Source organism: Spirosoma horti, assembly GCF_054776595.1.
In genome coordinates this window covers 775,150-796,742 of sequence record NZ_BAAHBQ010000004.1, presented here as the reverse complement: position 1 = coordinate 796,742, position 21,593 = coordinate 775,150, and the positions used below count along the sequence as shown (strand labels likewise).

Genomic DNA, 21,593 nt, shown 5'->3' with positions numbered 1-21,593 from the left:
AGGCGGGTGTTCACCTCTTCCATTTCGAACAGAGTCGTTAAGCCCCGTACTGCCGATGGTACTGCTGTCACAAGCGGGAGAGTAGGAAGATGCCACCTATTGAAACCACAGAAGGCCTGTCCCAAAAGGACAGGCTTTTTTGCGTTTAAAGACAATTAACGCTTAGTAAGCATTTACAGATCGACTAACTTTAGGTCTTTGTTTCACACAGAGCAATAATTAAGAGTCCGAACTATTTAATGCGCATCTTTCCTCTCGTAGTGGCATGTTTGTTATGTGCCCGTATCGTAGCATTTTCCCAGTCAGTTTCTGCCCAAACTGACCCGGTTGATTTAATAAATCCATTAATGGGCACGGCTTCCAAGCCAAGCTTATCTACGGGAAATACTTACCCGTCAATTTCCTTGCCCTGGGGAATGAATTGCTGGATGCCACAAACTGGCAAAATGGGCGATGGCTGGGCTTATACGTACGATGCCGATAAACTTCGTGGCTTTAAGCAGACCCACCAGCCCAGTCCCTGGATCAATGATTATGGCCAGTTTGCCATCATGCCAATCACGGGTAAACTTCGGTTTAATGAAGACGAACGAGCTAGCTGGTTCTCGCATAAATCAGAAATTGCTAAACCGTATTACTATAAAGTGTATCTGGCTGATCATGACGTAACGACGGAAATAAGCCCGACGGAACGTGCGGCAGCCTTACGATTTACATTTCCGCAAACAGAGGAGGCATATGTTGTGATTGACGCCCTGGATAAAGGTTCTTATGTGAAAGTTATCCCCGGCGAAAATAAAATCATTGGCTATACGACCAAGAACAGCGGGGGTGTACCGGATAACTTTAAAAATTTCTTTGTCATTCAATTTAATAAGCCGTTCGCTACTACAGCCGTATGGCATGGTAAGGAGCTAGAACTAAAAGAACTCGAACAAAAAGCAGATCACGTTGGGGCTGTTATTGGCTTTAAAACTAAAAAAGGGGAGCAGGTGTACGCTCGCGTCGCTTCGTCATTTATAAGTGCTGAACAGGCCGAACGGAACTTGGACGAGATCGGTAAAGATTCCTTTGATACAGTTAAAGACAAGGCAAAAGCTATCTGGAATAAGGAGCTAAGCAGAATTTCGGCTGAGGGAGGAACGGATGAGCAACTCAAGACCTTTTACTCCTGTCTCTACCGGACAATGCTTTTCCCGCGCAAATTCTACGAGTTGGATGCTACAAAAAAGATTGTGCATTACAGCCCTTATAACGGACAGGTCTTGCCCGGTTATATGTTCACCGATAACGGGTTTTGGGATACGTTTCGGGCGGTTTTTCCGCTCTTTAACTTAACTCAGCCGACCTTAAATTCACATATCATGGAAGGCCTTGTAAATGCTTACAAGGAGAGTGGATTTCTGCCCGAATGGGCCAGCCCAGGCCATCGGGACTGTATGATCGGCTCGAACTCGGCGTCAATCATTGCCGATGCTTATTTGAAAGGTAGTAGAGGGAGTTACGATATTAATACATTATACGAAGCCATTCTAAAGAATACCGAAACAGAAGGACCGTTTAGTTCAGTAGGCCGGAAAGGGGCGAGTTATTACAATAAGCTCGGCTACGTACCCTATGATGTGAAAATCAATGAAAACGCGGCTCGGACGCTGGAGTATGCGTACGACGACTTTACAATTTATCAATTGGCGAAAGAACTGAAGCGTCCACAGGCAGAAATAGACCGATTCGCCAAACGCTCACAAAATTACCGGAATCTCTTCGACCCATCGACCAAGCTCATGCGGGGGAAAAACGAGAATGGTACGTTTCAGGCCCTTTTCAACCCATTCAAATGGGGCGATGCGTTTACGGAGGGTAACAGCTGGCACTATACCTGGTCCGTTTTTCACGACGTACAGGGGCTGGTCGGTCTAATGGGTGGGCGTCGGGAATTTGTAAAGATGCTGGATTCGGTTTTTGTTGTGCCCCCAGTATTTGATGATTCGTATTACGGTACTGTCATTCATGAAATTCGCGAAATGCAAATTATGAATATGGGTAATTATGCCCATGGCAATCAGCCTATTCAGCACATGATTTATCTGTATAACTATGCAGGTCAGCCGTGGAAAACGCAGTATTGGTTGCGCGAAGTGATGAATCGACTTTATCAGCCCACACCCGATGGCTACTGTGGAGACGAGGATAATGGACAGACATCGGCCTGGTACGTATTCTCCGCAATGGGTTTCTATCCCGTTTGCCCCGCTACCGACCAGTATGTATTGGGCGCTCCACTGTTTAAGAAGATAACGGTGAAGCTCGAAAATGGGAAGACACTTACCATAAATGCGCCGGCAAACAATGCGCAAAACCGGTATGTTAAGGCTCTAAACGTAAACGGGAAACTGTATAATCCGAACTGGGTAAGCCACAAAGAGTTGATGCAGGGTGCCCGGTTAGACTTTCAGATGGTAGATAAGGCCAACACCCAACGCGGTACTGACGCGGCTAATTTCCCTTACTCGTTCTCGTCAGCCAAGAAATAAGAAGAAAGGTGAGTTCTGGGCGTCAGATGTTGTCCCAGAACTCGCCGATCTGTTTTAAGACCTCATCAACGGTATCTGCCACGAGTAACAAGGAGCGGTTCTCCGCTCGCAGGAAGCCGTCCTCTACCATTCGATCGAGTTGTTTAAGCATGAGGTCATAAAAGCCGTTTGTATTGATAATGGCGACGGGGCCATCATACAGCTTAAGTTGCCGCCAGGCCAGAATTTCAAATAGCTCATCCATTGTTCCGTAGCCGCCGGGCAGAGCAATAACGCCCTTAGCTAGCTGCACCATCTTGAATTTCCGCTCGTGCATCGTCTCCACAAAATGCAATTCAGTGAGGGTTTGGTGAGCTACTTCAAGGTCAGCCAGGAAGTTAGGAATCACGCCCGTTACCTCGCCACCGTTTTTTAGCACAGCGTTGGCGACATTGCCCATCAGACCAAAACCGCCCCCGCCGTAAATTAGCCGGATATTATTTGCCGCCATTTTATCGCCAAGTTCCGCAGCGACCTCATTATAGATTGGGTTGACGCCGAGACTGGACGCGCAGTAAACAACAATACTATGCATGGAAAATACGGGTCTTCGCCCATTAATAATTCAGAATAATTCCTGCTACACGAGTTGATCTGCAAGTACGTCAATGGTTAATCCACCAAAGTCACCGGAACTCATAAACAGAAAAACGTCGGCCGTGTTGCGCTGCTCGGTAAGAAAAGCCTGCAACTCATCAGGCGTTGTAAAAACGCGCAAACTAGGTTTTTCGAACGCCAAGAGTACATCATTGACCGTTATGGTGTCTGGATTGCCTTCTGACGCATTTTTATCAACGTAAACTACACCGACGTCCGCGACATCTAAGGTGCCCTTATATTGCTCTAAAAACGCTTTATTCAAGCTGCTGAACGTGTGAAGTTCAACAACAGCCAGCAGCTTCTTGTCTGGGTATTGTTGCTTGACAGCTTCCGTTGTCGCTTCGACCTTGGCGGGTGAGTGGGCAAAATCGCGATAGACGATCCGCTTATCGTTTCCGGCTAGCTTTTCCAGTCGCATAGCCACGTTTTTGAACGTTGGAATTGCTTCGTAGAACTGCTCTTCTGTAATGCCGATGCGGTCGCAGAGGGTCATAGCCCCAGCAATGTTTTTCAGATTGTGCTGGCCAAAGATCTGAACAGGCACTTTCGAACCTTTCTTGGTCAACAAAACAGTTTGCCCATCAACAATGGTTGCCGGATGTGGCAGGTACGGGATTTTCGTAATGTCCGTGCGTTCCTTCTGGCCAATGATGTCAAGCATATCATCGGATTCATCAAAAATCAGAATTCCTGCTTTAGGCATGGCTTCCGCCAATAATTCAAACGCATCGACGTATTCATCCCAGGTTGGGTAAATATTGACGTGATCCCACGCAATACCGCTTATGAGCGCAATATGTGGTTGATAATGGAGAAACTTTGGTCGGGCGTCGATGGGTGAAGATGGATATTCATCCCCTTCTAAAATGATAATCGGTGCATCAGGCGTCAACTGAGCCATGGTTTCAAAACCGTCTATCTGCTCACCAACCAGGTAATCGAATTTCCGTTTATGGTATTTCAGGACATGCAGAATCAGGGCTGTTATCGTTGTTTTGCCGTGGCTTCCGGCAATTACGATTCGTTGTTTCTGCTGGCTCTGCTGATACATGAATTCGGGATACGAATAAATAGGTAGCCCTAACTCCAGGGCTTTCACAAGCTCGGGATTGTCTTTACGGGCGTGCATACCAACAATGACAGCATCTAATTGAGCCATTATTTTATCGGGAAACCAGCCTGTTTGGGTTGGTAACAAGCCATGCTGTTGCAAACGGCTTCGCGATGGCTCGTGGATTTCATCATCGGAGCCAGTGATGGTGTAGCCTTGTTGTTGCAGCGCCAGGGCGAGATTATGCATGGCACTGCCGCCAATGGAAATAAAATGAATAACCTGAGACATTCGGTAAAATCAATCAGTGTCGAGTGACAAAAGTAGACGTTCTTTTTGGTTTGAAGAAAGAAGACAATCCCTTAAGGGAGAAAGTATGTTTCTACATTATTAATTTTCTGTTATTTCCGAATCAAACCCCTTACTTTTTCGTTGACTATCGTGCGCATGTCCTTTCTTTGGAAAGCCCGAATTTCGGGGTCAATTTCGCAGCTGTTTTTTCAAACCAAAACCGCAACGGTCAGCACCGTATCAACGGACTGTGCCGCAGTAGGACAACCCCATTTTATGCTCTAAACGCAGGGATGAAGACATATTATGACCTGATTGACCAGACGTTCGAATTTCCAACGCGGGAATTCAATGTCGAGAACAATGAACTGATGTTCAATAATGTTCCGCTGATGGATATTGTCAAGGAGTATGGTACGCCCTTGAAACTGACCTATTTGCCGAAGATTACGGAGCATATTGAACATGCTAAACTGCTGTTTAAAAATGCGATGAAACGGTATAACTACAAAGGTAACTACACCTACTGTTACTGTACCAAGTCATCTCACTTTCGGTTTGTGCTCGACGAAGTTCTCAAGAATAACGTACACCTCGAAACTTCTTCGGCTTATGATATTCAGATACTGAGAGAGTTATACAAGTCGGGTAAGGTGAATAAGAGCACGTACATTATTTGTAACGGCTACAAGCGTCCGCTTTACACGCAATATATCAGCGAACTTCTCAATGAAGGGTTTACCAATTGTATTCCGGTTCTCGATAACCTGAAAGAAATTGAAGCTTATGAGAACTCGGTAACGACTGATACCGTGAATTTTGGTATCCGAATTGCAACGGATGAAGAACCGAATTTTGCGTTTTATACCTCGCGTTTAGGCATTCGGTATAGTGACGTAAATGAACTGTACCGAAATAAAATCCAGCCCAATGAAAAATTCAAGCTCAAAATGCTGCACTTTTTCATTAACACGGGCATTAAAGACAGTGCCTATTATTGGAGCGAACTGAGCCGCTTCATGTATAAATATTGTGAATTACGGAAAATGTGCCCCGATCTCGACTCCATCGACATTGGGGGCGGCATGCCGATTCAGACGTCGTTCCAGTTTACGTATGATTACCAGGCCATGATTGATCAGATCGTGGAGAGTATTCAGTGGATTTGCAACAAGAACAACGTACCCGTGCCGCATATTTTCACGGAGTTTGGTTCTTATACGGTTGGCGAGAGCGGAGCGGTCATTTATAAAGTGATCGATCAGAAGCTACAGAATGACAAGGAGTTATGGTACATGATCGATGGTTCGTTCATTACGCAGCTACCCGACTCCTGGGGCTTAGGGCAGAAATACATCATGCTGTCGGTCAATAACTGGGAGAATCCTTATCAGAAGGTCAACCTGGGCGGATTAACGTGCGATTCGCATGATTTTTATAATACAGAAGCCCACAGCGCCGACTTGTACCTGCCAATTTTCGATCAGGATACGGAAGATCAATACATTGGTCTTTTTCACACAGGTGCTTACCAGGAATCGTTAGGTGGGTATGGTGGTATTCAGCATTGTCTCATTCCGGCTCCTCAACACGTTATTGTGGATAAGGATGAAGAGGGTAATCTGAGGACCCGGTTGTTTGCACCCGAACAAAATAGTGAGGTCATGCTTAAAATTCTGGGTTATGGTAATGCGGAGCCCGGTATGACAGAACTCGAAGCAACAGAAGCCGCCGAAGAGCGTGAAGAAGAAGCCGAGTTAGTGAAAGAAGAGAATTAGCATTTAAATTTTGTCCTACTGACGAAGCCGACCGGCTTTGTCGGTAGGACAAAAAATTACTTTACCGTACAGTTTTTGGCACTATATTCGTTTATCAATCTGAAGATTAGAGATAAAACGGGACCATTATATTTATGAAAAAATTACTAATACTTGGTGTGATACTGGCGACCTTATCGCTTGGATCTTGTTCGCGTAAGGCGAATTGCCCTGCCTATGGAAGTGTACAAAAGCCTGCTTCGGGACAGGTTCGGGCGTAAAAAGAGAACGTTCAAATAAAAACACCTCTGGTCTTTCTAAAAGCCAGAGGTGTTTTTATTTTTACTAATGACACCGTAAGGTGTGAAGTCTTTAGCACATGACTTTTAGGCATATTCCAGCACAAATCGGGATGCCTCCAATAAACTGGTTGCACAGCCGTCGTATTCGGCTGAGGGCTGCGGCTCATGGGCAATACGAACCGTTCGCACGCCAACGCGTCTACCCGCTTGCATATCACGAAGCGCATCACCAATCATCCAGGATACATCCGGCTCAATATTGTATTTGGCTATCGCTTTTTCGAGCAGCAACGAGCCCGGCTTTCGGGTAAGTGATTCGCTATCGTACTTAGGATGATGAGGACAGTAATAGATATCGTCAATGAGCTGGCCGCATTGATCCTGTAAGTAATTGTAACAGGCCATAACATCATCGCGCGTATACAACCCCTTGGCAATACCTGCCTGATTGGTAATAACGATCAATAAATAACCCGCGTCTTTTAATAAACGAAGTGCTTCGGGCACACCATCGGGAATGATAAAATCCTCGACTCGATACACATAGTCCGTTCGATCTTCGTTTAACACTCCATCGCGGTCTAGAAATATGCACTTGTTCATTAATACAGTCGTCGTTTGTTAGAAAGCAATAATACAATTAGTTAGTCAAATAATCGTATTATTGCTCTAAAAATATTGATAAATGTTATAAATGAAGACTAAGAGCTTCCTTTTAATCCGTTAAGTTACACCAGCACGCTTATACCTTATACGCCTAAGTCACGCAATCGTTGCTCTAATGCCTGGATTTTAGCGTCGGCATCAGCGAGTTTCTGGCGCTCCCGCTCCACAAGGTCTGGTTTAGCATTAGCAACAAATTTCTCGTTCGATAGTTTTTTCAGCGTCGATTCCCGGAAACCAATATTGTAGTCCAATTCTTTACGAGTGCTGGCAATCTCCTGTTCAACGTCAATTTCTCCGGCAATGTTGACAAAAAATTCATCACCTTTAATCAGGAAAGAAAGCGCCAGCCGATCAGTTGAAGCTGCTGATTCACCATCCGACTTCTCATTAACGTAACTAATGGCCGAAACATTGGCCATTTTCTGGATCAACGCGTCAAGTTTTTCAAACCGGCCAGATGAGGCTGTTTTTATGGCCAGCGGGAGTTCGGTTTTGGGCGAAATCTGCTTGGCGTTGCGGATATTCCGAATATTGGAGATAACATCGAACAACGTCTCAAAATCGGTCAATATTGACTCATCGACCGTTCCTGCTTTAGGAAATGGCGCGATACAGATACTATCACCGTCTTGCCGTTCGCGAATATCCTGCCAGATTTCTTCGCTAATAAAGGGCATAAACGGATGCGCCAATCGCATAAGCCGCTCAAAGAAATCAATCGTAGCCTCGTACGTAACCTTATCGATGGGTTGGGACTTTCCCGTTTCGGAGTCAAAGGGAGGCTTGACAAGTTCAAGGTATTGCGAACAGAAATCATCCCAGATGAGCTTGTAAACTGCCTGCAACGCATCCGAAATACGGAATTTACTGAAATCATCTTCGATCTGAAGCAGCGTCGCGTTCAGTTTCGATTCAAACCATTGAATAGCTAATGAATTACTATCAGGGGAATGACTATTTCCTATTAAAATATTCGCCAGACGATCAGAAGCAGCTTTATCAGATACACTCCACCCTTTCACCAACCGGAATGCGTTCCAGATTTTGTTGCTGAAATTCCGGCCCTGCTCGACCAGTTTCTCATCGAACATCAGGTCATTCCCTGCTGCCGAACTGAACAACATACCCGTGCGAACGCCATCGGCTCCGTACTGGTCGATGAGATCGAGCGGATCGGGTGAGTTGCCTAAGGATTTTGACATCTTCCGGCCGAGCTTGTCGCGAACGATACCGGTCAAGTAAACATTCTTGAAGGGCGCTTCACCCCGGTATTCATACCCGGCAATAATCATCCGGGCCACCCAGAAGAACAGGATTTCGGGGGCCGTAACAAGATCATTGGTTGGGTAGTAATAATTGATATCCGCGTTGTTGGGGTCTTTTAGCCCGTCAAAAACGGACATGGGCCACAACCACGACGAGAACCAGGTATCCAGCACATCTTCGTCCTGCGTCAGATCGGCCTCGGTCATGGCAAACAGCAGTTTTTCATGCTGCACTTTCTCCAGCGCTTCGTGCTTGTTTTTGGCTACGATAACCGTTCCATCCTGCATGTAAAACGCCGGAATCCGCTGGCCCCACCAGAGCTGACGGCTAATGCACCAGTCGTGGACGTTCTCCATCCAGGAGCGATACATGTTCTTGAACTTGGGCGGAACGAGCTGGATGGTGTCGTCCATAACGTTCTTAAGCGCGGGCTTCGATAGCTCGTCCATTTTCAGGAACCACTGCAACGAAAGCTTGGGCTCGATAACGGATCCGGTCCGCTCCGACGTACCGACATTGGATTTATAGTCTTCGGTTTTCTCCAGATTGCCTGACTCTTCCAGCAGTTTGATAATGGCTTTGCGGGCGGCAAAGCGGTCCATGCCAACCAAGATCTGCGCTTTCTCATTCAGCGTACCATCGTCGCTGAGAATATCCAGCACGGGCAGGTTGTGTGTGATACCCAACGCATAGTCATTCGGGTCGTGGGCGGGCGTTACTTTCAGGCCACCCGTTCCAAAATCCATCGTTACATACTCATCTGTAATGATGGGAATTTCGCGGTTGATGAGCGGAATAATAGCTTTACGGCCATGCAGGTGCGTAAAGCGTTCGTCATTTGGGTTCACGGCAATAGCCGCATCGGCCATAATCGTCTCTGGCCGAACGGTAGCAATCGTGATTGACTCCTGCCCGTTGCTGCCGGCTATTTCGTAGCGAATGTAGACCAGCTTTTGCTGAATCTCCTTCGTGATGACTTCCTCGTCGGAAACCGCCGTGCGTCCCTGCGGGTCCCAGTTGACCATCCGAACGCCCCGATAAATCTGGCCTTTTTCGTAGAGGTCAACAAATACATCGATTACGGAGTCGTACAAAGGGGGCTCCATCGTGAAGCGGGTACGATCCCAATCGCAGGAAGCGCCTAGTTTGCGAAGCTGCGACAGAATGATGCCGCCGTATTTGTGCGTCCATTCCCAGGCATATTCCAGGAACTCTTCGCGGGTCAAGTCTTTTTTATTGATGCCCCGTTCCTTTAGCATGGCCACCACTTTCGCTTCAGTTGCGATGCTGGCATGATCCGTTCCGGGTACCCAACAGGCGTTCTTACCTTCCATGCGCGCCTTCCGGACCAATACGTCCTGAATGGTGTTGTTGAGCATGTGGCCCATGTGCAACACACCCGTTACGTTCGGGGGCGGGATAACAACGGTATACGGCTCCCGATCGTCCGGGACTGACTTAAAGAATTGTTTATCAAGCCAATATTGATACCATTTGGCTTCAATTTCCTGGGGGGCGTATGTTTTTGAAATCTCCATAAATCAGCTGAAATTCTGTCTTCCAATAGTACCAGGACGGTTGATGTAGTAAAAACCGATGGTGAGGGCTACAGATAAAAAGCAAAATTAACTAAATTGGGTAGGGCGAAAAAACGAAAGCGGGTCTTTGCCAGTTTTATACGAACACTTCATGAATAGGCGAACATGGATTTTGGAAAAATACATAATCTCGATACTGTTAATTTCAACCTACCGCCCGGAGCGGCCTTCAATGGCCGAATTTGGGCGGCCGTTGAGCCGCTGCCTGTCAGCGATCGCTATAAACCTTCCGTTTTTATCGGTGGCCCTGTCTGGGCTAACAAAGATTATGTCGGGAAAGTGTACCCATCTCATGCCAGGGAGAAGGATTTTCTGCATTACTACACCCGGCAATTCAACACGATTGAGTTGAACCTGACCCATTACCAGATTCCAACGCCGGGTATGATTGAAAAGTGGAAGTCCGAAGCAACGGAAGGGTTCACCTACTGCCCTAAATTTCCGCAGGCCATCAGCCACGAACGCCATTTAATTGCCGCAGAAGGACTAACCGAAGAATTTGTCAATGCAGTACTGAGTCTAGAAGAGTTTCTGGGTATGACGTTTCTCCAACTGCCACCCACTTTTGGGCCGGACAAATGGCCGGTGCTCGAAGCCTACCTCAGAAGCCTGCCCGACGAACTGGATGTAGCGGTGGAGTTTCGCCATCCGGACTGGTTCAGCAAAGCGCAAGTCTGGCAGCAAACCCTTGAGCGACTGTATGGGCTGCATCGGCATGTGGTGATTACCGATGTGGCCGGTCGGCGGGATGTATTGCACATGGGGCTGAGCAGCCCCGTTCTGACCCTGCGGTTTATTGCCAATGAAGGTCACCCGACAGATTATACCCGTGCCGATGCCTGGGTACAACGGTTGAAGACCTGGTTTGATAAAGGACTGCAGAAAGCATATTTGTTTGTTCACGGCGGTGGTGACAACGACACGGCTCCCGAACTGATTCTGTATTGGACACGCGAATTGAACAAACACTGCGGGTTAAACCTGCCCGAGCCAGTGTTGCAACCGAAAGTAGTGCAGGGCAGTTTGTTTTAAATTATATTGCGTTCTATGAACTATAAAGATAGACTTGTTTCCGACTACCAGATTATGCTGGGTAAACCTGTCATTAAAGGTACTCGTATTACAGTGGAATTAATTCTGCGTAAACTGTCGGAAGGTGCTGTAATTGCTGATTTGTTAGCCATGTATCCGCACTTGCAGGAAGCAGATATATTGGCTGCACTAATGTACGCGTCTGATGTTATGGCTAATGAAGAGGTAATTATGCTGAAAGCAGCATGATAATCGCTGACGAAAACATTGATCATAGTCTTATCGTATCGATTCGTGAGTTAGGCATTGAGGTATACTCTGTGTATGAGTCTAATCGAGGCATCCGCGATGAAACCGTAATTGAGTCATCACGTAATCCGCCCCGGATAATTCTGACAGAGGATAAAGATTTTGGTGAGTGGGTATTTGCGCATAATGTAAAAGCAATTAGTGTTCTTCTTCTGCGGTATCACTTTAAAGAAACAGAGGCTATGCGCGAGATTTTGATCAAACTTCTGTCCGAAAGGCTTACCGAATTAGTCGGTTGTTTTACGACCGTAACAGTGCAAAAAATAAGAATACGCCGAATAGATTGATTCCTTTTTTTGCTAACCGAAAGTAGTGCAGGGCAGTTTGTTTTGATTTAAACGTCTGAGCGTTACCTTTGCTTCATGATTCTACAGGCAACAAAATATCGGCATCACCATTCTGAGCGGTAACGCAGCAGAACGAGATGCGCTTGTTTGTGAATTCGGTGAGATACTCCTGATTAACACACGATACAAAGCCCGGTTCTGCAAGGAGCCGGGCTTTTTTATGTATGAAAACGGTCATTATAAAATACAACGCGGGCAACGTTCAGTCGGTTATGTATGCCCTGGAGCGGCTGGGTGCCAGTTATCTGCTTACGGACGATGAGGCTGAAATCCGCTCGGCCGATAAGGTTATTTTTCCCGGCGTAGGCGAAGCCAGCACCGCTATGGCCTACCTGCGCGAACGTGGCCTCGATCAACTGATTCCATCGCTGAAACAGCCGGTGTTGGGAACTTGTGTGGGTATGCAGCTTATGTGCCGCCACTCGGAAGAGAATGACACGACCTGCATGGGGATCTTCGATATTGATGTCCGGCGGTTTCCGAATGAGCCGGGTTTTAAAGTGCCACATACTGGCTGGAACAATATACATAGCCTGCAAGGGCCACTAACACAAGGACTGCCCGATAGTGCCTACGTTTATTTTGTTCATAGTTTTGCGGCTGATATTTGCCCCGAAACCACGGCTGTCTGCGATTATGTCCGGCCCTTTAGTGCCATGTTGCACCGAGATAATTTCTATGCAGCGCAATTTCATGCCGAAATTAGTGGAAATGCCGGGCAACAAATTTTAGAGAATTTTTTGAAACTTTCTTAACCGCAACGGGTGCGCTAAGTACACAAAGAACTACCATTACGCTCTTTGCGAAATCTTTGCGCCTTCGGTTCCCATCCTATGCATATCATTCCCGCTATCGACCTGATTGACGGTAAAGCCGTTCGACTCACCCAGGGTGATTACAATCAGAAGAAAGAATATAACGCTCGTCCGTTGGAAGTAGCTCAGCAATTTGAAGATGCTGGTCTAACCCGCCTGCACCTGGTTGACCTCGACGGTGCTAAAGAAAAACGCGTCATAAACTGGAAAGTCCTGGAGTTGATCACGTCCAAAACCAGCCTGCATGTTGATTTTGGTGGCGGTGTACAATCTGATGAAGATTTACGGGTTGTGTTTGAATGCGGAGCTAAACAAGTAACGGGGGGAAGTATCGCCGTAAAGAATCCTGACCAGATGGAGCGCTGGCTCTCGCGACTCGGTTCGGAAAAACTCATTCTGGGAGCCGATGCCAAAAATGAGAAAATTGCCGTCAGTGGCTGGGAAGAGGGCACTGACGTATGGATTTATGACTTTCTGGAGAATTGGGTCAGCAAAGGGATCAAGTATGTCATCAGTACCGATGTCGCCAAGGATGGGTTATTGCAGGGTCCTTCGTTCGATCTATACCGGAACATGCAGGACCAGTTCCCGAATCTGAATATCATTGCCAGCGGGGGCGTCAGTAACATGGCCGACATTGAAACCCTGGCCGATATGAACGTCTTTGGCGTCATTGTCGGTAAGGCGATTTATGAGGGGCGCGTGACGTTGAAGGAGTTACAGAAAATGAACAATCTGTAAATACTATGAAACAGTCAACACTTTTAATATGGTTTTCGCTGTTATTAACCCCAAAAGTAATTGCTAACATTTCATATGATTCGACGGTGAAAAGAGTATTTCCCAAACTGGCGGAACAAATAGGTTTGAAAGATCCTGACCTAAAGACGGATGAATATGAAGTGCGAATCTGGTTCAGTGGAGGTCTACAATATGGGGATGCTCAAGCCGCTTATGTTTTGCGTAAAACGCAGAAATGGTTCACAGTAGTAAAGTATATCATTAATTCAGATGAGCGGGGCTTTCGATCTGTTAAACGATGGAAACCAGCCGTCACGGTTACGCTAGCTTTCTGGCAGAGGCTTTTGAAACAAAATATCCTCACTTTGCCGGATGATTCAGTTGTGTTCGATCGATTATATCCTAAATTAAGACCAATGTCACTTGTCGATACAGTTCAGGCTGGAATGGAGGCAGATGGAAGTTTTACGGTTAAGGGGCACAGGACGGCGAGAAGACGAAACCTTATCTCTGATGGAGACATTTATTCATTTGAGGTATTCGGGCTACATAGTTACCGTGTTTATAGCTATAGCAATCCCGATTTATATCTCAGGGATGAACCTAAATGTGAGGAACTACAGAATGTAGTTGATATTATAGATGATTTAAAGCTGCTATTTAGTTCTGATAAAGTAGGAAGAGAGAAGGCTAAAGCAATTAATGAGAATTGAATGATTCAGGAATACACCATCAGTACCGACAAGAAAAAGCTTGATCTTGAGGTCATTCACCAATTTCTGAGCCAGGAGGCTTATTGGTGCAAAAATATCCCGGTCGAGATTGTTAAACGGGCCATCGATAACTCCCTGTGTTTTGGCGTTTATCAGGGAACCAGCCAGGTGGGTTTTGCTCGCGTCATAACCGATTTGGCCACCTTCGGTTACCTGGCTGATGTGTTTATACTGCCCGAACATCGGGGCAAGGGTTTATCGAAACAACTCGTGGCGTTTATCAGGGACTATCCATCTTTGCAGGGCCTTCGCCGAATGATGCTGTTTACGCTCGATGCCCACGGGCTCTATAAGCAATTCGGTTTTGCGCCAGTTGAAAATCCCGAAAATGTACTAGCTATCAAAGCGTTTACCGCCTACTAATGCTTACAAAACGAATCATTCCCTGCCTGGATATTAAGGACGGCCGCACCGTAAAAGGGACCAACTTTGTCAACCTTCGCGATGCGGGCGATCCCGTTGCTCTGGCTGCTATTTATGCTGAACAGGGTGCCGATGAACTGGTTTTTCTGGACATCACGGCCACCGTCGACGAACGAAAAACACTTATTGAACTCGTTCGTAACGTTGCCCACACGATCAATATACCGTTTACGGTTGGCGGGGGCATCTCATCCGTAGCCGATGTGTCGGCGTTGCTTAACGCGGGTGCCGATAAGATTTCGATTAACTCATCGGCCGTTCGCAATCCCGATTTGATCAATGAACTGGCTCTGGAATTCGGAAGCCAGTGCGTAGTGGTAGCCATTGATACGCGTTATGTAGCTGGTGAGCATATCGTTCACACGCATGGTGGCCGAAAACCAACCGAACTTCGCACAATTGCCTGGGCAAAAGAAGTGGAGAATAGGGGAGCCGGTGAAATCCTGCTGACCTCGATGGATACCGACGGTACCAAAGCCGGGTTTGCCCTTGAACTGACAGCCCAGATTTCGGGAAACGCCAATATTCCCGTCATCGCATCCGGTGGAGCCGGTACGATGGACCATTTTGTGGATGTGTTCACCAGCGGAAAAGCCGATGCCGGCCTGGCTGCCAGTATCTTTCACTTCAAGGAAATTGACATCCCCGATCTGAAAGGGTATTTGCGGGAGAAGGGGATTGAAATGAGAATTTAGTTTTTGTCATGCTTCGAAGCATGACAAAAATTAAAATTTAAACCCCAGGTCCAGCGACACAACTCTGTTTTTGGACGTCAACTCGCTGGCCCGCGCTACGTTGATCAAGCCGCGCTGGTAACTCATGCCAATGTTAAACGCATTGTTCTGGTTAATTTTGTACTGTACGCCTGCACCCAGCAACAGTTCGATATCGCCAAAACCATATTGTCGGCGGGTGCCGCCACTCTCGGCCATATAGAGTCCATTGCGTGCGGGCTCCAGCGCCCGCTCTGCTAACTTAATACTGATCAGCCCACCCGTCTGTACATATAGACGCATGTTAGGGCCAATGTTGTTGGCAAATAGCTTCACCGTTGCCGGAATTTGCAGGTACTGCAAATTGTAAACAGACTCTTTTTCGGGGGCACCCGGATTCCAGACGATCTGGCCAAACGAGCCGGGCATCTGAAAACCCGACCGCTTGATGGTGTAGAAAAGGCCGGTGCTGAACGCGTAGCGATCTTTAAAGAAAAAATAATCGAGCGTTGGCCCTACGCTCATCCGCACGCCCGCGCCGTTGTTGCTGAATCCGCGATAGGTACCCGTTCCTTCGGCTGTGTTAAGATCGAGCGAGGGCGCAAATCGAATGCCCATTTCAATGAGGTGGCTGGGCCAGGTATAATCAGGGCCTGAACCATAGCCGTTGTTGTCGGTTGTTTGGTTCTCTGCCGCCTGCTGTTTCCGGCGCCGACGCTTGCGATCATCGTCATAGTCGCGACGGTTTTTGTCCTGACCGTCGTAATTATCGCCCAAAATTTTACGGAATCGTTTCTCCGTAACGCTCGATTCCTTCGTTCTCATTTGGTAGAGTGCGGGCGAAGAGGACTGCGCCCAACCACTGCCAGCAGCCAACATGACCAAAATCAATCCAAACCCTGCAACTTTTTTCATAATTTTGCACGTTTTCTATATTGAAAACACGTGATTTTCATGCAAATACGGTTGGCCATCGTAGGCCTTTTTTGTTTATTTCTAATGTCTTCGTGTACTAAAAACGAAGATGTTACCCTAATCCGGCTTGATCAACAGCTCTTCTCCAGTAAATCACCCGACAGCATTCGGGCTTTACTGAACCAGAATCAAGGTATATCTCAATTGTACTTTAACGCGAATGGAGCCGGAAATGATACGACACTCGTCCGAGATTTGACCAACCGGGTCAACAACCCGGCCCTCAATGAGTTCAATAACCAAATTCAGGCCGAGTTTGGCGACATGACCGACCTGAAAAAGCAACTGGCCGAAGCTTTTACGGCCATCAAAAAAAACTTTCCCGATTTCAAAGCACCTAAAGTGGTTACGCTTGTAACGGGGTTTCTCGGTCCTGACCTGGTGGTTAGCGATAGCCTGATCGTTATTGGTATCGACTATTTTGCCGGTCCCAAAGCCAAGTATCGCCCGCCGGGGCAGGAGTTTCCGCAATACATCCTACGTCGTTACCAGAAAGAATACATCGTTCCGGCCATTATTTTCGCCATCTCCGACAAATACAATGCCGCAAATCGGGCCGACCAGACCATGCTGGCCGATATGGTCTATTATGGCAAAGGTTATGTATTCACGAAAACAATGCTTCCAGAGGTTGCCGACAGTTTAGTCATCGGTTATTCAGACAAGCAACTGACCCAAACGTTTAACGCGCAGGATGTTGTTTGGGCGCATTTTATTGATAATCAATTGTTATATCAAACGAGTCCTGCCATAAAACAGCGATATTTGAACGAGCGGCCCTTTACGGCCGAAATCGGTCAGGCATGTCCCGGCGCTATTGGGCGTTGGGTCGGCTGGCGAATTGTGGGCCGGTACCACGATGAACACAGTAGCGTGGGTATTGCGGAATTAATGCGTACTGCCGATGCCCGTCTGATTTTCGAGCAATCGGGTTATAAAGGACAAAAAGAGTAGAGACGTAATTCGTTGCGTCTAGTCAACCAAACTAATGGCAAAAAGAGGAAATTTTGGCGCAGAAGCCAACGAGGAAGACAAGAAGAAATTCAGTCGCGATGGGTTTAAAAAAGCCGTCAGCATCTTTCGGTTTGTGAAACCCTATCGGGTTCAGTACATAATTGGGTTTGTGTTTTTGATCTTGTCAACGGGCACAACCATGAGTTTTGGGTTACTCATCGGGCAGATTACCAGTGTGATTCAGGGGAAATCTGCCTACACATTGAATCAGGTTACGCTGTTCTTTGTGGGGGTGCTCATTGCACAGGCTCTTTTCTCGTTCTTTCGGATTTATTTTTTCTCGCAGGTGAGCGAACGGGCCATGGCCGATGTACGACGGGCGGCTTACAGTAAAATTATCACGTTACCGATTCCCTTTTTCGAGCAACGGCGTGTAGGCGAATTGACGAGCCGGATCTCGGCCGATATTTCGCAATTGCAGGATGTGCTGACGCTGACCGTAGCTGAATTGTTCCGGCAGGTGGGTACGCTGACGATCGGTACGGCCATTATTTTCTACGTTTCCTGGAAATTGACACTCTTCATGCTGGCGACCTTCCCGGTTATCATCGTGGCGGCCATGTTTTTTGGCCGGTTTATTCGGAAGCTGTCGAAGAAAGCGCAGGATTTGCTGGCGCAGGCCAACATCATAGTTGAAGAAACCCTCCAATCGGTCAATGTGGTCAAGGCATTTACCAACGAAAAGCTAGAAATTAACCGTTATGGCAATGCTTTACAGCTTGTTGTCAACACTGCCTTACACGCGGCCCGCTTCCGGGGTGTATTTGTCTCATTCGTCATTTTCGCGCTCTTTGGCGGTATCATTGGCGTGGTATGGTATGGCGGTTCGCTGGTGATGTCCAACGAAATGCCATTTGCCGACCTACTGACATTTATCGTTTACACGACATTTATTGGTGGCTCGGTAGCGGGTATGGGCGATTTGTACGCTCAGCTGCAACGGACGATTGGCTCATCGGAGCGGATTCTGGAAATTCTGGAGGAACCATCCGAAGTCAATGCCGAAGAAGAAACACCTTTGTTTGTTCCGGTACATGGGCGTGTACAGTTCAACGATGTCCGGTTCTCCTATCCTTCCCGCCCAGACGTGCCGGTGTTGAAAGGTATTTCGCTCGATGTAGCCGCTGGTCGGAAAATTGCCTTGGTTGGGCAAAGTGGCGCTGGCAAATCGACCATTGTGCAGTTGCTGATGCGGTACTATCCAATTGGTGGTGGCCAGATTACGGTCGATAATCGTGATTTGTCGAGTTTTAACGTAACTGAATTAAGAAAGAACATTGCTGTGGTACCTCAAGAAGTGATGCTTTTTGGCGGTACCATTCTGGAAAATATTCAATATGGTAAACCCGGCGCGTCGGAAGCCGAAGTTCGCGAAGCCGCCAGGAAAGCGAATGCCCTTCAGTTCATCGATTCCTTTCCCGAAGGCCTGCAGACTGTTGTTGGCGAACGGGGTGTTAAACTGTCGGGTGGCCAGCGGCAGCGAATCGCGATTGCCCGCGCCATCCTGAAAGATCCGGCAATTTTGATTCTGGACGAAGCAACAAGTTCGCTCGATGCTGAATCGGAGCGTTTGGTGCAGGAAGCGCTGGACGTGCTGATGCAGAACCGGACAACGATCATTATTGCACACCGGCTGGCCACGATCCGCAAAGTGGATATGATCTACGTCATGCGCGAAGGGCAAATTGCCGAGTCGGGTAAGCACGATGAGCTGGCAACCCAAGAAGATGGTATCTACGCCAATCTGGTTAAATTGCAGTTTGAGACGACAGAATAATAAGTTCATGGTTTGTGGTTTGTCGTCTGTATCGACAAACCACAAACCATGAATCACAAACTCTTCAATAAAATGACTCCTGCTTCCAAAACGTTGAAAAACTTCAACCTCCGCCATACGAATGGCCGGGAGGAGGTGCTTGATTTGTTTCTGAACGCGGGTCACGCGCTGGCGCACAACGATGTTGAAAATGGCCTTGGTCCCGATCATGACCGGGTAACGATCTACAGAACGCTGCGGACATTCCTGGACAAGGGCTTGTTGCACAAAGTCCTGGACGACGAAGGAGGGACAAAGTATGCCCTATGCCGCGACAATTGTTCCGCTGGTCATCATCATCATGATCACGTGCATTTTAAATGTGAAACCTGCGGACAAACGACCTGCCTGGATAAAGTCAGTATTCCATCCATTGCATTACCGGAAGGATATAACCGGAAGGAAATGAATCTGCTCATCCAGGGCGTCTGTCAGGGTTGCAATAAGTAATTGACTCATTATTGTCGTGCTGACGAAGCCGGGCGGCCGGTGCCGAAGAATCTTCGGTAGCATAAAGACTAGTGATTGCCAACTTTAAAATGCTTCGGCACCGGCCGCCCGGCTTCGTCAGCATGACAATAGCAGAATGAATCCCGAAACCACTTTTCTCGAACGTCAGCAACAGTTTAATCAAAAGGAGCAGGTTGCCCAACGGAAATACAACCAATTGGCGTTCTGGCGGCTTGTCTGGTTCGTCGGAAGTGTGGTTGCCGTTTGGTTACTGATCCGGCTGGATCAGCAGCTCGCAGCAGTCGGTACCTTACTAGTGGGGTTGATTGGTTTTTTGGTTTTGCTGAAACAGCATCAGCGCATTCGGTATGAGCGAGACCTGAACCATCAGTTGTCGTTCATTAATCAGGACGAATCGGCCCGGCTTAAACGCCACTATGTACGTCCCGAAACGGGTGAGCAGTTCACGAGTCCTACACACTATTACACAGGTGACCTGGATGTGTTCGGCAAACACTCTCTCTTCAGGCTTCTTAACAGAACCCATACCTATGGTGGTCAGAAACGGCTCGCTACGTGGCTCAAAACCCCGTCGGGGTCCGATTCCATCCGGCTCCGTCAGGAAGCTTCAGCGGAGCTAAAACCAATGATTGACTGGCGCCAGGAGTTTGAAGCGCTGGCTTATATCGAATCAACAATCAGCCAATCGCCCGATGCGCTCATCAAATGGATCACGGCTGAAGTAGCGCCTGTACCGATTTATCTGACAGTTGTCCGGTTCCTTTTTCCAGCCATCACCCTAAGCTTGTTCATCGCCTGGCTGATTGGCTATGTTCCGGGAGTAACCATATTACTGGCTCTGGCGGTTCACGGCATCGTGCTGAGTCAAACGTCAGCGCGGGCTCAGGAGGTGAGCGAACAAACGTTTGAGATGTCAACAGCGCTGAAAGCATACCGATCCTTGTTTAGTCAGGCCGAACAGCTCAAAGGCGAAGCCGTCCGGCTGCAGGCTATCCGAAAGGCCCTGACAACTGACGAAAAATCAGCTTCTGAAGCGATTGGCCAGCTAGGCCAACTCACGGAAGGATTAAACTACCGACGAAATCCCTATTTCTTTCTTTTTTTCGGTGTAGCGACACTCTGGGATATTCACTACCTGCTCCGGCTCGAAAACTGGCGAAAAACCTATGGGCCATCGCTCAGCTACTGGTTCGAGGCACTCGGCGAACTGGAAGCTCTGAACAGTCTGGCGGGCTTCGCCTATGCCCATCCGACCTACACCATACCCGACATTGTCGACGATCAGTTTGTGCTAGAAATGGCGTCGGCTGCACACCCGCTGTTAGCCCCAAATAACAGCGTTGCCAATTCGCTTGTGCTACGAGGTTCTGGTAGAACGATCTTGATTACCGGCTCCAACATGTCGGGTAAGAGCACATTTCTGCGCACAGTAGGCACTAACGTCGTGCTGGCGCTTGCCGGGGCTGTCGTTCGGGCCGAGCGGTTCAGGTGTTCGCCTGTGCAGGTATTTACGAGTATGCGCACACAGGACTCACTCGAAGAAAGCACATCGTCATTCTACGCCGAGCTTAAGCGCCTTCAAACACTCATTGGTTTGACGGGGTCTAACCAGGTAAAGGCCTCGTCTGGCATCAAAGAGCTGCCTGTCCTTTATTTTCTTGACGAGATTTTAAAAGGAACAAATTCGGCTGATCGTCACCGCGGGGCAGAAGCCCTCATTCGTCAATTACATCGAACGACAGCTTCTGGCTTCGTCTCGACGCATGATCTCGAGTTAGGCCAGCTATCCGACGCGGATGGATTCGTCCGTAATTATCATTTTCAGTCTGATCTCAACAACGGCGAGTTGGTGTTTGATTATAAACTCCGCGATGGCATTTGTAAGAGTTTCAATGCCAGCCAACTTATGCGGGCAATCGGTATTGAAATGGATGCCGTTCAAAAATAGAGTCTGTGTGCGTGTAAAAGGACCGCTCTATTCATACGGATCATATACTGTAATTACGCAGATATATCTGGGCTAAATCCAAAACAACCCCAAGAACCCCTTGTTAGCTATA

Annotated in this window: 19 protein-coding genes and 1 rRNA gene; 15 read left to right on the top strand and 5 right to left on the bottom strand. The window is 47.6% G+C overall.

Translation table 11 applies throughout. The features are described from left to right. Positions 1 to 98: ribosomal RNA gene (gene rrf, locus ACYVAM_RS15050) — 5S ribosomal RNA — on the top strand; the annotation flags it as partial. 141 nt (positions 99 to 239) lie between these two features. Beyond that, positions 240 to 2,534 carry a GH92 family glycosyl hydrolase gene (locus ACYVAM_RS15045; RefSeq protein WP_461068312.1) on the top strand — a complete coding sequence of 765 codons (2,295 nt, stop codon included), beginning with the start codon at positions 240 to 242 and terminating at the stop codon, positions 2,532 to 2,534. A gap of 22 nt (positions 2,535 to 2,556) precedes the next feature. On the opposite strand, the gene ACYVAM_RS15040 is transcribed toward ACYVAM_RS15045, so the two are convergent. Continuing rightward, a complete protein-coding gene (locus tag ACYVAM_RS15040; RefSeq protein WP_461068310.1) occupies positions 2,557 to 3,108 on the bottom strand; it encodes an LOG family protein in 552 nt (183 codons plus the stop codon). A 45-nt stretch (positions 3,109 to 3,153) separates the two neighbouring features. Then, entirely contained in the window at positions 3,154 to 4,515 is a 1,362-nt protein-coding gene (locus tag ACYVAM_RS15035) for a UDP-N-acetylmuramate--L-alanine ligase (protein WP_461068308.1), read from the bottom strand. Between the two features lie 293 nt (positions 4,516 to 4,808). On the opposite strand from ACYVAM_RS15035, the gene ACYVAM_RS15030 reads away from it, so the two are divergent. Continuing rightward, a complete protein-coding gene (locus ACYVAM_RS15030) occupies positions 4,809 to 6,293 on the top strand; it encodes a type III PLP-dependent enzyme domain-containing protein (protein WP_461068306.1) in 1,485 nt (494 codons plus the stop codon). A 365-nt stretch (positions 6,294 to 6,658) separates the two neighbouring features. On the opposite strand, the gene ACYVAM_RS15025 is transcribed toward ACYVAM_RS15030, so the two are convergent. Beyond that, the gene (locus tag ACYVAM_RS15025) at positions 6,659 to 7,177 is read right to left on the bottom strand and encodes a D-glycero-alpha-D-manno-heptose-1,7-bisphosphate 7-phosphatase (RefSeq protein WP_461068304.1); all 519 of its coding nucleotides are present in this window, start codon (positions 7,175 to 7,177) and stop codon (positions 6,659 to 6,661) included. 146 nt (positions 7,178 to 7,323) lie between these two features. After that, positions 7,324 to 10,044, bottom strand: a complete 2,721-nt coding sequence (locus ACYVAM_RS15020) for a valine--tRNA ligase (RefSeq protein ID WP_461068302.1) — start codon at positions 10,042 to 10,044, stop codon at positions 7,324 to 7,326. A gap of 165 nt (positions 10,045 to 10,209) precedes the next feature. On the opposite strand from ACYVAM_RS15020, the gene ACYVAM_RS15015 reads away from it, so the two are divergent. From ACYVAM_RS15015 to hisF, 8 genes are all read left to right on the top strand, one after another. Then, positions 10,210 to 11,136 (top strand): DUF72 domain-containing protein, encoded by a 927-nt coding sequence (locus tag ACYVAM_RS15015; RefSeq protein WP_461068300.1) that lies wholly within the window; start codon positions 10,210 to 10,212, stop codon positions 11,134 to 11,136. Between the two features lie 15 nt (positions 11,137 to 11,151). Continuing rightward, positions 11,152 to 11,385: a DUF433 domain-containing protein gene (locus ACYVAM_RS15010; protein ID WP_046578369.1), complete on the top strand. Its 234-nt coding sequence runs from the start codon at positions 11,152 to 11,154 to the stop codon at positions 11,383 to 11,385. Further along, the gene (locus ACYVAM_RS15005; RefSeq protein ID WP_461068298.1) at positions 11,382 to 11,732 is read left to right on the top strand and encodes a DUF5615 family PIN-like protein; all 351 of its coding nucleotides are present in this window, start codon (positions 11,382 to 11,384) and stop codon (positions 11,730 to 11,732) included. The genes ACYVAM_RS15010 and ACYVAM_RS15005 overlap by 4 nt, the downstream gene beginning before the upstream one ends. Positions 11,733 to 11,956: 224 nt before the next feature. Next, a complete protein-coding gene (gene hisH / locus ACYVAM_RS15000; protein ID WP_461068296.1) occupies positions 11,957 to 12,547 on the top strand; it encodes an imidazole glycerol phosphate synthase subunit HisH in 591 nt (196 codons plus the stop codon). A gap of 78 nt (positions 12,548 to 12,625) precedes the next feature. Then, a complete protein-coding gene (hisA, locus tag ACYVAM_RS14995; RefSeq protein ID WP_461068294.1) occupies positions 12,626 to 13,348 on the top strand; it encodes a 1-(5-phosphoribosyl)-5-[(5-phosphoribosylamino)methylideneamino]imidazole-4-carboxamide isomerase in 723 nt (240 codons plus the stop codon). 5 nt (positions 13,349 to 13,353) lie between these two features. Then, positions 13,354 to 14,061, top strand: coding sequence for a hypothetical protein (locus ACYVAM_RS14990; protein ID WP_461068292.1), 708 nt, complete (start codon positions 13,354 to 13,356; stop codon positions 14,059 to 14,061). Next, positions 14,062 to 14,484 carry a GNAT family N-acetyltransferase gene (locus ACYVAM_RS14985; RefSeq protein WP_461068290.1) on the top strand — a complete coding sequence of 141 codons (423 nt, stop codon included), beginning with the start codon at positions 14,062 to 14,064 and terminating at the stop codon, positions 14,482 to 14,484. Further along, positions 14,484 to 15,239, top strand: coding sequence for an imidazole glycerol phosphate synthase subunit HisF (gene hisF, locus ACYVAM_RS14980; protein WP_461068288.1), 756 nt, complete (start codon positions 14,484 to 14,486; stop codon positions 15,237 to 15,239). The genes ACYVAM_RS14985 and hisF overlap by 1 nt, the downstream gene beginning before the upstream one ends. A 30-nt stretch (positions 15,240 to 15,269) precedes the next feature. On the opposite strand, the gene ACYVAM_RS14975 is transcribed toward hisF, so the two are convergent. Beyond that, complete coding sequence (locus ACYVAM_RS14975; protein WP_461068286.1) at positions 15,270 to 16,172, bottom strand: porin family protein; 903 nt, start codon at positions 16,170 to 16,172, stop codon at positions 15,270 to 15,272. A 39-nt stretch (positions 16,173 to 16,211) separates the two neighbouring features. Here ACYVAM_RS14975 and gldB point away from each other — a divergent pair, with 39 nt between their 5' ends. The 4 genes from gldB (at position 16,212) to ACYVAM_RS14955 (ending at position 21,481) form a co-directional block, all read left to right on the top strand. Beyond that, positions 16,212 to 17,186 (top strand): gliding motility lipoprotein GldB, encoded by a 975-nt coding sequence (gldB, locus tag ACYVAM_RS14970; protein ID WP_461068284.1) that lies wholly within the window; start codon positions 16,212 to 16,214, stop codon positions 17,184 to 17,186. 34 nt (positions 17,187 to 17,220) lie between these two features. Then, positions 17,221 to 19,023, top strand: a complete 1,803-nt coding sequence (locus ACYVAM_RS14965; RefSeq protein WP_461068282.1) for an ABC transporter ATP-binding protein — start codon at positions 17,221 to 17,223, stop codon at positions 19,021 to 19,023. A gap of 72 nt (positions 19,024 to 19,095) precedes the next feature. After that, the gene (locus ACYVAM_RS14960; protein ID WP_461068339.1) at positions 19,096 to 19,512 is read left to right on the top strand and encodes a Fur family transcriptional regulator; all 417 of its coding nucleotides are present in this window, start codon (positions 19,096 to 19,098) and stop codon (positions 19,510 to 19,512) included. Between the two features lie 136 nt (positions 19,513 to 19,648). Continuing rightward, on the top strand, positions 19,649 to 21,481 hold the full coding sequence (locus ACYVAM_RS14955; protein WP_461068280.1) for a MutS-related protein: 1,833 nt from the start codon (positions 19,649 to 19,651) through the stop codon (positions 21,479 to 21,481). The last annotated feature ends 112 nt before the right edge of the window (positions 21,482 to 21,593 follow it).

Excerpts from the sequence above, each read along its gene's own strand:
- hisA (WP_461068294.1), top strand. The coding sequence starts at position 12,626 with ATGCATATCATTCCCGCTATCGACCTGATTGACGGTAAAGCCGTTCGA.
- ACYVAM_RS15010 (WP_046578369.1), top strand. The coding sequence starts at position 11,152 with ATGAACTATAAAGATAGACTTGTTTCCGACTACCAGATTATGCTGGGT.
- gldB (WP_461068284.1), top strand. The coding sequence starts at position 16,212 with ATGCAAATACGGTTGGCCATCGTAGGCCTTTTTTGTTTATTTCTAATG.
- ACYVAM_RS15005 (WP_461068298.1), top strand. The coding sequence starts at position 11,382 with ATGATAATCGCTGACGAAAACATTGATCATAGTCTTATCGTATCGATT.
- ACYVAM_RS14965 (WP_461068282.1), top strand. The coding sequence starts at position 17,221 with ATGGCAAAAAGAGGAAATTTTGGCGCAGAAGCCAACGAGGAAGACAAG.
- ACYVAM_RS15045 (WP_461068312.1), top strand. The coding sequence starts at position 240 with ATGCGCATCTTTCCTCTCGTAGTGGCATGTTTGTTATGTGCCCGTATC.
- ACYVAM_RS15035 (WP_461068308.1), bottom strand. The coding sequence starts at position 4,515 with ATGTCTCAGGTTATTCATTTTATTTCCATTGGCGGCAGTGCCATGCAT.
- ACYVAM_RS15015 (WP_461068300.1), top strand. The coding sequence starts at position 10,210 with ATGGATTTTGGAAAAATACATAATCTCGATACTGTTAATTTCAACCTA.
- ACYVAM_RS14985 (WP_461068290.1), top strand. The coding sequence starts at position 14,062 with ATGATTCAGGAATACACCATCAGTACCGACAAGAAAAAGCTTGATCTT.
- ACYVAM_RS14990 (WP_461068292.1), top strand. The coding sequence starts at position 13,354 with ATGAAACAGTCAACACTTTTAATATGGTTTTCGCTGTTATTAACCCCA.
- ACYVAM_RS14955 (WP_461068280.1), top strand. The coding sequence starts at position 19,649 with ATGAATCCCGAAACCACTTTTCTCGAACGTCAGCAACAGTTTAATCAA.
- ACYVAM_RS15040 (WP_461068310.1), bottom strand. The coding sequence starts at position 3,108 with ATGCATAGTATTGTTGTTTACTGCGCGTCCAGTCTCGGCGTCAACCCA.
- ACYVAM_RS15030 (WP_461068306.1), top strand. The coding sequence starts at position 4,809 with ATGAAGACATATTATGACCTGATTGACCAGACGTTCGAATTTCCAACG.
- hisF (WP_461068288.1), top strand. The coding sequence starts at position 14,484 with ATGCTTACAAAACGAATCATTCCCTGCCTGGATATTAAGGACGGCCGC.
- hisH (WP_461068296.1), top strand. The coding sequence starts at position 11,957 with ATGAAAACGGTCATTATAAAATACAACGCGGGCAACGTTCAGTCGGTT.
- ACYVAM_RS15025 (WP_461068304.1), bottom strand. The coding sequence starts at position 7,177 with ATGAACAAGTGCATATTTCTAGACCGCGATGGAGTGTTAAACGAAGAT.
- ACYVAM_RS14960 (WP_461068339.1), top strand. The coding sequence starts at position 19,096 with ATGACTCCTGCTTCCAAAACGTTGAAAAACTTCAACCTCCGCCATACG.
- ACYVAM_RS15020 (WP_461068302.1), bottom strand. The coding sequence starts at position 10,044 with ATGGAGATTTCAAAAACATACGCCCCCCAGGAAATTGAAGCCAAATGG.
- ACYVAM_RS14975 (WP_461068286.1), bottom strand. The coding sequence starts at position 16,172 with ATGAAAAAAGTTGCAGGGTTTGGATTGATTTTGGTCATGTTGGCTGCT.